General features: G+C 35.9%; 9 protein-coding genes. 4 read left to right on the forward strand and 5 right to left on the reverse strand.

The features are described from left to right. Positions 1 to 6 precede the first annotated feature (6 nt). Both fad_RS03220 and fad_RS03225 read left to right on the forward strand, forming a co-directional pair. Positions 7 to 5,103 carry an ATP-dependent helicase gene (locus tag fad_RS03220; RefSeq protein ID WP_081141753.1) on the forward strand — a complete coding sequence of 1,699 codons (5,097 nt, stop codon included), beginning with the start codon at positions 7 to 9 and terminating at the stop codon, positions 5,101 to 5,103. 473 nt (positions 5,104 to 5,576) lie between these two features. Then, a complete protein-coding gene (locus fad_RS03225; protein WP_081141755.1) occupies positions 5,577 to 7,607 on the forward strand; it encodes an ABC transporter substrate-binding protein in 2,031 nt (676 codons plus the stop codon). A 928-nt stretch (positions 7,608 to 8,535) separates the two neighbouring features. Here the strand turns inward: fad_RS03225 and fad_RS03230 are convergent. The 5 genes from fad_RS03230 to fad_RS03250 are packed head-to-tail and all read right to left on the reverse strand — an operon-like array spanning position 8,536 to position 12,810. Continuing rightward, on the reverse strand, positions 8,536 to 8,934 hold the full coding sequence (locus fad_RS03230; RefSeq protein WP_155951098.1) for a PH domain-containing protein: 399 nt from the start codon (positions 8,932 to 8,934) through the stop codon (positions 8,536 to 8,538). Between the two features lie 5 nt (positions 8,935 to 8,939). Then, positions 8,940 to 9,827 carry an ABC transporter ATP-binding protein gene (locus fad_RS03235; protein ID WP_155951155.1) on the reverse strand — a complete coding sequence of 296 codons (888 nt, stop codon included), beginning with the start codon at positions 9,825 to 9,827 and terminating at the stop codon, positions 8,940 to 8,942. A 46-nt stretch (positions 9,828 to 9,873) separates the two neighbouring features. Continuing rightward, complete coding sequence (locus fad_RS03240) at positions 9,874 to 10,842, reverse strand: ABC transporter ATP-binding protein (protein ID WP_081143146.1); 969 nt, start codon at positions 10,840 to 10,842, stop codon at positions 9,874 to 9,876. Between the two features lie 10 nt (positions 10,843 to 10,852). Next, positions 10,853 to 11,782 carry an ABC transporter permease gene (locus fad_RS03245; protein ID WP_081141758.1) on the reverse strand — a complete coding sequence of 310 codons (930 nt, stop codon included), beginning with the start codon at positions 11,780 to 11,782 and terminating at the stop codon, positions 10,853 to 10,855. After that, on the reverse strand, positions 11,779 to 12,810 hold the full coding sequence (locus fad_RS03250; RefSeq protein WP_081141760.1) for an ABC transporter permease: 1,032 nt from the start codon (positions 12,808 to 12,810) through the stop codon (positions 11,779 to 11,781). Before fad_RS03250 ends, fad_RS03245 begins: the two co-directional genes overlap by 4 nt. A 702-nt stretch (positions 12,811 to 13,512) precedes the next feature. Here fad_RS03250 and fad_RS09235 point away from each other — a divergent pair. Together fad_RS09235 and fad_RS03260 are read left to right on the forward strand one after the other, a co-directional pair. Further along, a complete protein-coding gene (locus tag fad_RS09235; RefSeq protein WP_155951099.1) occupies positions 13,513 to 13,677 on the forward strand; it encodes a hypothetical protein in 165 nt (54 codons plus the stop codon). A gap of 229 nt (positions 13,678 to 13,906) precedes the next feature. Further along, a complete protein-coding gene (locus fad_RS03260; protein WP_081141769.1) occupies positions 13,907 to 14,974 on the forward strand; it encodes a helix-turn-helix domain-containing protein in 1,068 nt (355 codons plus the stop codon). Positions 14,975 to 14,976 lie beyond the last annotated feature (2 nt).

Consider the following 14,976-nt stretch of genomic DNA (forward strand, 5'->3'; position numbering starts at 1 on the left):
TCGCAAATGATATACAATAATCAATTTAAGGTAGAAGAGACATTGCCTTTTCTAGATGACATTGTAGCGCAATGGTTTAATACAAAATATAGCGAATTAAGCGAACCGCAGAAAAAGGCAATACCATTAATCCACCAGAAAAAGAACGTACTGGTATCATCACCCACGGGAACAGGCAAAACGCTCACAGGCTTCCTTTCAATAATAAATGAACTTTTTAAAAAGGCGAGAAATAACGAACTTGAAGATAAAATATACTGTGTTTACATTTCACCATTAAAAGCACTGGCAAATGATATAAATAAAAATCTTAATGAGCCCCTTTCAGAGATATATACCCTGGCCAGGGAAAAAGGGCTTGATATACCGGAAATCAAGGTGGCAGTGAGATCCGGAGATACCGCACAGAGTGATAGAAATAAAATGCTTCGGAAACCGCCACACATAATAATAACAACTCCAGAATCATTCTCGCTTGCAATAACCGCAACAAAGTTCAAGGAAAAATTTTCCAGCGTTGAATATGTAATACTGGATGAGATACATGAGGTTTCATCAACGAAAAGAGGGTCATTGCTATCATTTAACCTTGAAAGGCTTGAAAATCTCTCGCCGGGATTTGTACGCATAGGATTATCTGCAACACAGGCGCCATTAGACCTCATAGGTTCTTATCTTTGTGGCTATAATGGTGAACACAAAAGGGATTTTGAGATAATTGAGGTAAATACAAATAAATATCTTGATCTGAGCATAATTACCCCGGTTAAGGATTTAACAATGGTAAGCTATGAGGTTGCCAATGAAAAAATGTACGATATATTAGTTGACCTGGTTAACAGCCATAAAACAACACTTATATTTACAAATACAAGGAGTTCCACAGAGCATGTGGCGATGCGACTCAAAGCCCGTGGAATAGAGAATATAGAAGCACATCATTCTTCACTGGGCAAACAGACCAGGATTGAGGTTGAGAACAGGTTAAAGAATGGAGAATTGAAATGTGTCATAACTTCAACATCACTTGAACTCGGAATAGATATCGGATACATAGATATGGTTATACAGATAGGAAGTCCTAAATCTGTATCAAGGGCATTGCAGCGTATCGGCAGATCAGGCCATGGAGTGAAAGACCTTTCACTGGGGCGGTTTATAGTATTTGACCTGGATGACCTCATGGAATGTGCTGTGATGACTAAAGCTGCATACGACCACGAAATTGATAAGGTTACGGTACCGGAAAATCCCCTTGATGTGTTATCACAGGGAATAATAAGCATGTCACTGGAAAAGAACTGGGACGTTGATGTGGCATATAATGTTATCCGGAACTCATTTTCATTTCACACACTGGAATATGGCGATTATATATCTACCCTGCAATACCTTTCCGGGAAAATAGAAGGGAATACATTATTTTCCAAAATCTGGTACGATGAGGATGAAAAGGTATTCGGAAAGAAGGCCAGTACCAGGATGATTTACTTCATGAACGTTGGAACTATACCTGAAGAAGCCAATTACAACGTTGTTAATGAAAAGGGCAGGATGATAGGGCAATTAAGCGATAAATTTGTTGAAAGGCTAAAGAACGGGGATATCTTTGTTTTAGGCGCCAAAACATACATGTTTCTGAAAGCATCAAAAAATAATATAACGGTTAAAGTGGCAACAGGAATGAAGCCCACTGTCCCATCATGGACAGGCGAATTGTTGCCAAGGAGCTATGATCTTGGCATACTGATAGGGGAATTCAGGAAAACCCTCTATGAAAGAATAAAGAACGGCGAGGAGACAGAGAAGTGGCTTATGGAAAATTACCGTGTTGATTCATTCGGCGCCCGGAGCCTAATATCATATGTAAAAACCCAGGGGAATTTCACCATTCCTACTGAAGATTTGCTCTATATTGAAGGGTATATAGATAATGACCTCTATAGCATTATATTCCATATACCACTTGGCAGGAGGGTAAACGATGCATTATCAAGGGCTTATGGATTGGCTGTTTCAAATAAATACGGTGCCAATACCAGAATAAGTGTTAATGACAATGGATTTACATTAACACTTAACAGAAAAGTCCCTATAAAGGACGTCGTAGGGCTTTTAACACCATCAAACTTCCGGGATCTTGTTGACAGGTCAATCATCAATACTGAATTATTCAAACAGCGTTTCAGGTACTGCGCCACAAGATCATTGATGGTTTTAAGGAAGTACAAACAAACCGATATATCTGTTGCAAGGCAGCAACTGCGCAGTGACAGATTACTCAGAATACTGGAGTCCATGGATAATTTTCCGGTGATAAAAGAAGCATTCAACGAGGTAAAATATGATGTAATGGATGTTGAGCGTGCAGCATGGTTTGTGAACGATGTAATATCAAAGAAACATTACAAAATAAAGGATTATTCTACAGAAACAAGCCCATTTTCATACAACCTTATACTCTCAGGGGTTTCTGATATAGTGCTCATGGAGGACAGGTCAAAACTATTAAAAGAACTCAGGAGCAAACTTCTGGATAAAATATATGGAACAGAGGGCATAGAATTTCTTATAAAGGACTCAAAGCTGGTTGAGAACTACTTCAAAAATAAGCTCCCGGCAATTCAGGATATTGAGAGTTATAGAGAATTTCTGGAGCATTTCCTTTACGTTGACCCTTTCAGGAAAAAATTCGACTCACCGCTGGAATATGCTACGGTTGATCTGGATGAAATGACTGAACAGCTTATAAATTCTGGAGAACTTATGTACTGTTTTATACGATCGGATCAGTGGGTATCCAGGGAATATTATCCGGTGGTGTACCATCTCTTCAGAAGGGAAATTGAACTGAATAGCAAAGATACAGAAGTTTACAATCATATAGACAATTCAAGTTTTAACGAATTGAAAAAAACAGGAATGCTGGAACAGGATCTGAAGGATAGCCTGATAAAACTTGAATCGGGCTACCGTATCAGAAAAATTATAAAAAACGGAAACCAGTATTACATAAGGAACCAGGAAATGCCTGAAAAACCGGCTAATGCAATGAAACAGGCAGTATCGCTCATTCTTTCATCGTACGGGCCACTTTCTTTCGATGAATTGTTGATCAGGCTCCCTGTTGATAATGGAGAACTGGAAACAACGCTCAGGGAAATGGAGAGAAGTGGATCTTTAATTTTCGATTACATTACCCCGATTTTCATGAAACAGTATATGATGAAGCAGGATTTCGATGCCATTGTCAACAGTACATCATACGACGTGTCAAGAAAGAGGATATCAAATTTCTCCACAGATGTTGCCAGCATTGAGGACTATTTTGAGAAATACGGTTTTGCCTTCGATGTATATGATATAAAGGTAAGGACATCGCATTTCCGCCTGGAATTGCTGGAGAAAGCTATAAAGAATGGAACGGTATTCTATACCAGGGCTATAAAAAATAAACATGTTTACATTGCTAAATGGCTCATGGACATCCTCTATAACTTAAGGGCAGAAAAGAATGGGCCGGAAGAGGCTAAAATACTTGATTATATTGAAAAAGGCGTAGATACAGAAGAAAAACTTTCTGAAATAACAGGATTCGATATAAAGATAGTAAAGGCAGTAATTAAGAATTTGCAGTTTAAAATACAGGTGGTAAATGGGCCTGGTGGAGACATCCAGGTTTACAACCCTGAGACAGGGATAGATGTAAATAACATAATCGAAAAATTCGGCCCTATTACAGCAAGGGAACTTGCAAGATTTTTCTGGATTAATCCTGGAAAAATAGATTATTCCAGGTTTGCTCCCATTTACTTCAGAAATGAAATTTATTACGGGGAGCTTCCTGACGCACCTGAAAATACATCTATAATTGTAAGAAAAAATGACCCACTCAGCCTGTATCTCGGGAAATATGTAAGGAATGACGATTATAACGCACGGTTTATTTACCATGGTTCTGAAGAAACAATGTTTTACATGGAAGAGAAAGAACCCGGGTTATGGATTGAGAACCTTGATTTCGAAAGCGGAAAAAACACCGGATTTCTTGAGACTATTCAAAAAGCCGCAGAACGTACAGGAATGGATTCTATAATAATTGACAGTGCAGATCAGGGCCTTCTGGATACTGCAAGTGGCTATGGTTACAGGGTTTCAGGCAATTATATCTATAAAGGGGATTTCGAAGTTATAAATATGGACATGGAGGGGCTATTATCTATGGCCGTAAATCTTTATGGATCAAGAAAAGGAACAATGAATTATAACGAACTCACCCGAATATTCTTTGGATTCAGGACAGATATGGAAGCATATTATTCCGGCATCAGGAATGTGGAACTGGAAAATTACTATAGTTCCATGCTTATATATACATTTGACGGGCCATTCAACGTGCAGGCATATGGCACAAAAAATGTCATAGCCCTTTATAAAGCTATCAGGAAACGTGAACTTACAGAGGAAGAAGAGACTGTGTATAAATACCTGATATCAAGGAATGCCACGGAAAACGAATTGGTTAAATCACTAAAAATGAACTCTTTTAAGGTTAAAGAAACTATAAAATCACTGTATAGCATGAATGCTATTGCAAAGGACAAGTCAAAGAAATATATAACAATAAATGATGAATACACAAGGATAGAAGCAATAGAAATCCTGTTAAGGGAACTGGTAAAGAGAATTGGGTTCTTTGATATAAAAATATACAGGAACATGGTAGGAATTTACACTGATGTAGAATATAAGCTGGTTGTTTCGAAACTTCTGCATGAACATACAATAAGGGAAGTACTGGTACCGGGAGAAAACCGGCTTATCTACATAGGCATAGATTTGCCAGGAAAGGCCATTAAGCATAAAATCTCAAGGATAATCCCTCCGAAGGACATTATAGCTTTAATATTCCCGGATTTCATCAAGCTAAAGTTCCATACGGTGAATAGCTACCTGTTCTTTATGGAGGATTCAATTAAACTTTCTTTCTCTGTTAAAAAAAGTGGCAGGTACCTTGGCATTAAGAATATTGTAGGGGATACCAGCTATAGGGATATGGCGAGAATCGAATTTAACAATACTGGATATATACTGTCAAATTAATAAAATTAAAATACCAACTCTATAAGCGTTCTACATGAATGAAATTTGGAAAAATAGCAGTTTATAACTACTTAAAGGAAAGATGAATATCATTACAGGTATGTTATATATATTCCCCGGATTAGAGATCGAAATACGATTTAATATTAACGTCTATATATTTATAACGTGGTATATGTGAGCATTAATAATATTAAATTGGGTAGTATATAAACAAGTATATAAATAATGGAAAATAATGTTTAAAAAGAGATAAGAATTAATTATCGCGATAATATAAATAACTTAATCTTAGTTATTACATGCGAACAAAAGCTACACGAACTCTGAATTAAATGCAGAAATTAAATGGGTATTAGCAATAATATATTGCTTTATTAATGATTGATTTATTATTTAGTAGTTAACCTTTTCTAAAAGGTATCCGGTAAATATAGGGCAAAATTTAAATACATTTATAAATTATCTAACTAATGAAAAAAGGATTGAAAATTATAATAGTAGTTGTGGTTGCAATAATCCTGGTCAGTACAGCTTTTTTGGTACTGTATCATCCGACGCATGCATTCACAGACACATCGCAGACAGCCGCCCCAGAACAATTGGACCCTGCTACAGGATTTTTTACCACTAATGGGCCTCTATTCTCGGCAGTGTTTCAAACTCTTGTAGAATATAATGGCAGCTCCACAAATGTGACACCGGTACTGGCTAGCCATGTTACGAATTTAAATGATACACATTACATATTCACAATGAGAAGTGGTGCCAATTTTAGCAATGGCCAGCCTTTAAACGCAACATCTGCATGGTTCTCATTTGCAAGAGGTATAGTAATGGGTCAGGGGCCCTACGCAGCTGATTACTCTGGAACATTGTTCAATGGAACTATGGCTGGAATAACCGGAGTGTACCTTCCTGTTGGCATAATACCTGCACTTATAAATGCAGGTTATCACATATCAAACACAACGTATAAGGTAAATAAAACTGTTACTATGAATACTTACAATTACACAATTGCAGGAAACGACCTTGCAAGCATACTATCTCATTTTAACTACAATGCAACTGAAATGAAAGTAATGAACTATGCTAACCAGTCACTTGTCGTAAACAGTAATGGGACATTCCAGATAAACACTGAACATAAATACGCTTTTCTGCTATCTGCTATAGCGGGATGGTGGGGAGACATAGTAGAGCCAAGTTATGTTGATGCACATGACGGCGTTCAGGTGAATACGCCCAATTCTTATTTAGATGCTAATGGTGTAATAGGTTCCGGCCCATACGAAATATCAAGCGTGGGAAAAGGTTTTTCGACAATAGTGCTTAAAGCTAACCCTAACTACTGGGTAACAAGTGCAATGGTTAATAACGGCAGTATAAGTGCAATAGCCAAGCCAGCAAGCATAAAAACTGTAGTTATAGACTATGGATTATCCCACGCAGACAGGCTTGAAGATTTCGATAGGGGAATATCGCAGATATCGACAGTCTCACCATCATCGTTTAAACAGATGATAAATGGATTCCATAATAAAACAGAAAGAACAGGCGCTCTTGTTAAATCATATAATGAAATAGGTGTATTCTATATTTCAATGAACACTCAGAGGTCCTATACAAACAACACTCATTTCAGGGAAGCATTGTACAACGCTATGAATTACACTGCACAATTAAAAGTATATAACAATAACTATAACGGCACACCTGAAGCTTACACAGAACTAGGACCGTTATCCCCTGTATTTGGGAAAGCATACTATAATCCAAACAACTACCCCTTGCCTAAACAAAACCTTACAGCCGCAATAGCAAACATTACTACAGCTGGTAAAGAGATGGGCTTTTATGTTACATTGCCCAATGGTTCAAAAGTTGGTGATACAAGTGGAACAGATCTATCGCATCATACATTCGCTATAACCGGAATTAGTCCCGCAACAAGTATAGAAACAGCTTCCATGTCAGCCGCAATAAGTTCATTTACCCACATTGGACTAACATTCAAAACTTCACTCGTTACAGAATCAACAGTGAGTGGTTGGACCAATGCTTCAGCAACTCCGCATTTTGTTGACCTTGGCTGGCTTCCCGATTATCTTGATCCTATTGGACAGCAGTTGATAGATGTATACAGTCCAGCGGCAGGAGGAGCATTCGGTGGAAATGATGCATGGGTAGATAACACATCTCTAAACGCCAACTTTACAAATTTGGATTTCAAAAACATATCCGATCAAAAACAGGCTATGTACAATGTACAGAATCTTACATATAACCAGTATGCATATATGTGGACACCAATGCCAGATGCAGTATATTTCGTTGCACCAAATGTTCATGGATTCGTTTACAATAATATAACTTCCTCCTACTTTTACAACATGATGACATTTACAGGAAAGTTGACAAGTAGTGTTGGATTCATGACATTATACACACTAGTAGCTGATATCGAAATGGCATTTACAAATGCCGCCCCAAAATTTTAATTTTTAAATAATTTTATCTATTAATTTTAAATAATTTTTCAAACCATATTTTTTCAATGATTTTTAATTGATTATTCTAAATAATGTACAATCACGCAGGCAACTATCCGAATTATGTTAATATAAAAAATAAAAGGTGTAGACAGTGATCATTTATGAATAAACTGTATGTTTTCTATAAACCTCAATTTTCAATACATGTATGGATAGATATGATTATGATTTACACCTAAAATAATTATTTTTCAGTTGAACTGTGAATATTTCCAAATCTATTTCATAGGTTTTCCCAGGTTGACTTTAATGTACATGGGGGTTATATCAAAGGCACATTGAATTTCTATTTAGATATTTTTCAATGAAATATCTGTATCAACGCGATCGGATCATGCCTTGTAATCATGTTTTTATAGTCTACCCATGTGTTTTTTGCTTGTTTCTCATAGCAATTAATTTACATGAATGAATATCTGGAGATATAGTTAATCAGGTATTTAAATTTAGGCCTATTATAATTGCGAACATATATTAAAATCTTAAACGCCTTAATAGTGTAAATACTATAATAGAGATTGTAAACAGATATATGGAAATATAAATTAGTACTTCTCAGAACCTATTTTACACGATAGATCAGCGAAAATCACTTTGGTATAAAATAAATTGGAATATAGGGGTTTGCCCATGTAGACATGGTGAAATAAAAATTTCAAAAATCTAACTGGATCGTTTGATATGCTCTAATTCAAATGTTGCGCACTATGCACAATATTTTCATACGTATATATGAAAAGAGAGACATATACTAACTTTACTCAATAAAACCACAAAATGGCCACTGGGTTCGCTTATCATTGTCATAATTTAATTATGATTAAATATTGTACAGGTACTCAATATGCATATTAATATTGCAGAATAACCCTGGTTATCCCTGCTTAATCCCGATATTGTTGTTATTTAATTGTATCTGGATATCATCATGAATTTTTTCTGCATCTGGAAGATCCTTTAAAAGATAATTTTTTGTTTTGGTAATTATATATATAGAATGTAAACCAAATTTCCTTTGAAGATAACCCTCTGTAATAAAAAAATCTTTTATATTCTGATACTTTACTATGTGTGATGCAAAAAAATTTTTTATGTATAAATGGTCTTCGTATATCTCTACTTTATAACTCATTTTGTAGAGGATGTAAAGAATACTTACAAGATAAACAACACCAAGAAAGATGAGATAATTTAAAATGGTTTTATTGTTGATTCTAAGAAAAACAGAAAAAATTACAACAAGAATTGTTATTTTAATCAGTGTTTTTTCCATCCCCCTTATCCATACAGCCAGCATAAAACCTTAACACCATCTACATCTCTAAATTCAGGTTCTGTTTTTTTACATATATCCATAACTTTAGGGCAACGATTGCTAAATTTACAACCCGGAGGAACATTAATAAGGCTAGGCACATCTCCTACCGGTGACGCTAATTCTTTCTTTTCAAAATCCGGAACGGACGCAATTAAAAGCTGTGTATACGGGTGCTTTGGGCTCTCAATAATTTTCTTTGTATCTCCGTATTCAAATATCTTCCCTGCATATGTCACGGCCATTTTATCGGTTAAATACTTGGCCACTCCTATATTATGAGTGATAAATAAATATGTAAGGTTATACTGTGCCTGGATATCAAGCAGCAGATCCAGTATCTGTGCCTGTATAGACTCGTCCAGAGCAGAAGTAGGTTCATCTAAAATTAATAGGTCTGGCGCTTTTATCAGGGCCCTTGCAATGGCTATTCTCTGTATCTGGCCACCAGACATTTCTTTAGGTTCCTTGTTTTTAATTTCATCATAATCTAATCCAACCAGAGACAAAACTTCTTTCACCTTTTCAGGATCGAACTTGCCAAGAGGCTCAGAAACCAGGCTTTTAATTTTCATTCTCGGGTTTACCGATGTATAGGGATTCTGAAATACCATTGAAGTATGTTTTCTCACTAGAGATAAATTCTTTTTTGTGATTTTATCTTCTTCAAAAAACATTTCACCTTCTGTAGGCATTTCTATTGTTGAAATGAGTTTTCCCAGAGTTGTTTTCCCGGAACCCGATTCTCCAACAACACCCAGTATCTTACCTTTTTCTATCTCTATCGATACATTGTCCAATGCTTTAACGTATACAGGCTTACGCCTGAATATAACATCCAGCAATTGCATTTCCTGTGTTAGATAGTATTTTTTTATATTGTTTAATGTAATTATATTACTCAAAGAGCCAGCACCTCACTTTATAGTCTCCGCCAATAGATATAAGCGGAGGTTCTTCCACTTCGCACTTTCCAAATACCTTCTCGCATCTTGTGTGAAATCTGCAACCCCGTGGTAAATTAAAAAAAGAAGGAGGCGCGCCTTTCAGATAATACAGTTTAGAATTCGTTTTATAATCGGTAGGCACACTTTTTAATAAAGCTATAGTGTAAGGATGTCTTGGATTTTTAACCAGAAGATCTGAACCATTAAATTCCATAATGGTTCCCGCATACATCACCATAATTTTATTCGATATCACGTATGCCAGGCTAAGGTCGTGTGTGATAAAAATAATTGACATACCATAATCTCTATTCATTTCCTTTAATAGATTTATAACCTGTGCCTGTATTGTTACATCAAGTGCGGTAGTTGGTTCATCTGCTATCAGTAATTTGGGCCTTAAAATCAAAGCCATTGAAATTACAACTCTCTGTACCTGCCCACCTGATAATTCGTGCGGAAATCTTTTGATAATCTGTTCTGGATCCGGTAGCCTGACAGACTTGAGAGCTTGAATGATAACATTATTGAGATGTTCTTCAGTAGCATCACTTTTGTCCCTTTCAGCCTTAATTTTAGCAGCTTCAATTAATTGATAACCAACAGTCTTGACTGGGTTTAAACTGTTTAATGGATTCTGAAAAATCATAAATATTTCAGTACCTCTGATCAACGTCATTTCATCTTCGCTTAATTTTAACAGATCTTTGCCATCAAGAACTATTTCACCAGACTCCTCCCCTGATGGTGGAAGCAAACGTGTAATTGCACCACCAAGGGTACTTTTTCCAGATCCCGATTCACCTACTATGGATATGGAATCACCTTTATCCAGGTTCAAAGCGAAGTTATTTAGTACTGTTGACTTTCCATTCACTGTTTTGTATGATACTTTTAAATCTTTAATTTCAAGAAACAATTTTTGCACCTCAGTAATCTATCCTGTTGTTAATTATATCCTGATACCTATCACCAACGAGTACGAATCCAGCAACTATGATAAGTATGCTAACACTTGGAAATACAGAATACCACCAATCTGCTGGTAGGTATCCGAGACCATTGGAAGCCATTGCACCAAGTTCTGGTATCGGTATTGTTAACCCGATTCCAAGAAAGGCAAGTGTGGCATATGTAAGTATCACATTTCCAAAATCCAGTGCAGCGTATGCTATAACCGGATCAATACTGTTCAAAAATAGATATCTAAAGAAAAGGCTGATCTTCTTTACGCCATTAATTTTAGCAGCCTGCATATAGTCCATATTTTTGATCTTTAATGTTTGCCCTCTGAAAAACCTAGCGTAAGTAGGCCACCATACTATGGATAATGATATAATAACAGCATCAAATCCGGCCTTTAAAGGAATAGAAATAGCAATAACCAGAATCAACGCAGGTATTGATAGAAAAGAATCAGTCAATCTCATTATAATGTTCTCTATCCAGCCCCCTTTCCACCCTGATATTATTCCCAGCAGTGAACCAATTATTATAGCAGAGAATACTACTATTACAGCAACAAGTGCATCTCTTGGCATTGAGTATAGCATCCTTGAAAGTATAGATTCGCCATCGAAATTTGTACCGAAGATTAAAGCTAATGAATGCGTTGAAGGGCCTTCCAGAGAGGCTGCATAATTGATCTTAAAGGGGTTAGACGGTAATAGTAGATATCCAAGTTTTGAATCACTTGTATAAGAAGCTATATCTTCTAATAGTCCCTGTATTAATGACCATACAAAAAACCATCCTACTATTATAATACCTATAATGGCAGACTTATCTTTGATAAACTGACTAAAATAACCTGCCTTTTTAAACGTAGTAGTTTTTTCAAATGTATTCTCATCTATCATCTAACTCTCACCCGTGGATCTATTACTCCATAAAGTATGTCTGCTGCTAAATTAGCTATAATAATTGATATTGCAATTATAACAGTGGTTGATAATATCGCAATATAATCAAGTGTGTATATGGAATGAACTATAAACCAGCCCATACCATGATAGTCAAAAATATCTTCAACAACCACGGCGCCAGCAACTGCATAACCGAACGTCAAAGCCAGCAATGTAATTATAGGTATTGAGGCATTTCTCAAAGCCGCCCCATATACTGCGCTTTTTCTGCTTATTCCTTTCATTAACTCCAATTTAAAATAATCTGATTCCATAGAATCAAGCATAGATGATCTAGTTATCCTGGTAATAACTCCAAAACTCAGAAGTGCTATTGCCAGAACTGGCAAAATCATATGCTGTATCAGGCTGAAAAAGTAGGGCAAGTCACCTGCTATTATTGCATTTAATAGTGGGAATGCTGCCACATCTGGTGGAGCAATAAGAGTTGGGCTAACCATCCCTGTGGATGGCAAAAGTCCGAGATCATATGCGAGGAATAATTGTATAACAATCGCTATAAAAAATGGTGGTGAAGCCCATGTTACAAGGTAAACACCCTTAACTCCCTGATCCTGTATTTTTCTTCTATGGGAAGCACCAAATGCACCAGTGTATAGCCCAAGTAAGGTGGAGATTATTATAGCAGGTATAACCAGTTCAAGTGTCCTTGGAAGGAATGTTCCTATAAGGGTAATTTCAGGTACGTGATAAACTGGATCATAACCTAAATTACCCCTAAACACATTACCTATATACAATAATACCTGTGTATACAACGGAGCGTTAAGATGATATTTTATGATTATGGCATTTATCTCAGCTCTGGTATGGTGCCCTGAACCAGCATATATACCAGCTAGAGCATCTGGCGTAGGCGCAATTAAGTGTATTAAAAAGTATACTATTACGATAATAAAGATTAACGTAACAACTGCATAAATTGCCCTTCTTACAATATACAGAATTAAATTTGTATTCATGCAATTGACAAATTAAGATATAATATTTAACATTTGTGTTGAAGAAAATGTCAAAATTGTTATTTGATAAAATCTCTTAAAGTAAATGTTTATAAATTATATATAATAATTGAGCATTAAAATTCAACACTAATTCTGAATAATGGTCGTTAATCATTTGAAATTGTGCTATGATTATTATGCAATAAAAATAAAGACATACCACAGATCACAAAACTTTAACATACTATAGCAGATAAGATTGGGGAGTTATATTTCTGTAAAATTTATACTCTTTTAGTTGATATATTATTTTCATTTTAACATTTATATATTTAAATATAACTTTATACTTTTATATATAATTCTTGGTATTAAATAGTTCGCGGGTATATTGCCGCTAAAGTTTAAGAACTTTCCAGGGAATACAACGCTTCATTGGAAGACAAATCATAAGGTATATTTATAACGTTTTAAAATTAATTTGCCTGGATTGATGTATTATCGAACTGCTAAAGTCCAGGATTGACATATATTTTGTTGTCAGGCTTTTAGGCCATGAGGATCTTTCTTCCACAGAAATCTATCTCCACCCTACCCAGGATGACGCAATAAATGCACCTAGAAAATTAAAAGAACAAACAGTCCAAAACTCAGTGGGACTGAACGGTGTGGACTCAAGGGGATTGAAATGGAGTTATACACTTTTCCGGGGGTTTACACATGGCATCTTATGTAAATTCGAGATGTTATTACAATTTGAGAAAAAGATTTGGCCATAGCATTGCCGGAACCATTATGAATTACTGGTATTATTACAATGTAGACCCTCCAGAAGACCAGGATATAGCATTAGAATATTTTATTCTTAAAAGGGATGTTAAATGATTTTTAGAATCAATGTAAAAAATGAAAATTCGTTTCTTCAAGTCATATTATATGAGAATGGAAGTAAATACCTTGTTTTTCCGAAGTTAATTTTAATTCATAATTTTTTAGCCCAAAGTGGAAGCAGTACAGAGAAGTTCCTATTTATAAAGGTTTTACATCAATTTATAGACAGTTTCTCATGCAAATATGGAAGCAGTAAAGTGGAAGCACATGTGAGGTTGCATATATGAGGATATTTAATCCTGGACCTGAATATTCCCAGATCATTTCTTATCTATTAACAGGCAAATCAGCAAGGGAAATTGGAAGGATTATGGGATACAAGTCGGGAGGTACAGTATCCAAGAAAATTAAAAGGCTTATCAACCATGGATATTTAATAAACCATACGGGTCCTGACAACCGGTTTTATTCAATAACACTGAAAGGCTATTCTATAATAGGCAATAAAAGGGAAGATAACTCCCCCACACAGTCAGGCAAAGTGGAAGCACTTACAGAAAACTCTGATAAGTTCTACCGGCTCCATGCACTTCAAATTAAGTACTGGCTAAAAACACCACTTCCGGCAGAGAATATACACATAATTTCATTCAAGGACCATCCAACGCATTTAAGGAATCTAAGAAACCATTCCGATTTAATAGTCGAATTTAAGGATTTCAACGTAACTGTTTCCACAAGGGCAATAAAGTTTACAAACCTCGAGGTAAGGATGCCCTATAAAGAGGTTAACGATCCTCAAATCCTGTTAACAAAAGCCATGGCTCTAATTGAACCGGAAGTTGAGCATATAGAGTCACTTCTGTCAAAGCACATTCCAGGATTAAAATTACAAAGGCTGGCAAACAATGTCCTTGATGCTGTAGTAACCAGGGGTGAAATAGCAATTGAAAACGATGAACTGGCCATTAATGTGGGCAAAATCCAGAAAGATACCGGGGAAAAGTTAAGAATTTATGATCCGGATGATGGCAAAATTTCCGAAATAGTTGACTTCAGCAAAGGCCCGGCAGAGTTTGAATCAGTACATCCAAAGAAATTAATTGAAAATCTGGAAATATATAAGCAATTTTTAGATGATTTGAATTCCGGAAAATTCTATGACAGAATCAATAAGATAGTAGAGGTGCAGGAGAAAACGATGCAAATCCAGGAAAAGCAGGAAGAAATCCAGAAGAACGCTTTTAGCCAGTTTGACGAAAGGATAAATGAGCACTTGAATTTAGTGAACAATTTAGCAACCCAATTTTTCCATGCACTGGACGAATTAAAAAATTATATGATGAGGTGAAG

The organism is Ferroplasma acidiphilum (assembly GCF_002078355.1).
Lineage (GTDB): Archaea > Thermoplasmatota > Thermoplasmata > Thermoplasmatales > Thermoplasmataceae > Ferroplasma > Ferroplasma acidiphilum.